1 pseudogene is annotated in these 239 nt (G+C 40.2%); it reads left to right on the top strand.

The window, feature by feature from the left end:
- Positions 1 to 239, top strand: a pseudogene (locus AAEY83_RS18270) (lysine--tRNA ligase); the annotation flags it as partial.

Genomic DNA, 239 nt, shown 5'->3' with positions numbered 1-239 from the left:
GCCAACGGTCATCCAAACCAATTCCGTCGTGAGCATTACACGGCAGATTTGCAAGCCCAGTTTGGTGATAAGAGCAAAGAAGAATTAGTAGAGTTACAACAAGTAGTGTCTATTGCTGGACGTATTTTAGCAAAGCGCGGACCTTTTTTTGTAATTCAAGACATGAAAGGCCGCGTACAATCATATGCGTCTAAAGATGTGCAAAAAGATTTAAAAGAAAAATATGGCCAACTAGATAC

The sequence above is a fragment of the Psychrobacter sp. TB20-MNA-CIBAN-0197 genome, assembly GCF_040309765.1.
Classification (GTDB): domain Bacteria; phylum Pseudomonadota; class Gammaproteobacteria; order Pseudomonadales; family Moraxellaceae; genus Psychrobacter; species Psychrobacter submarinus.
Note: the sequence above shows the minus strand (reverse complement) of the source record. Positions and strands in the feature narration are given on the sequence as shown.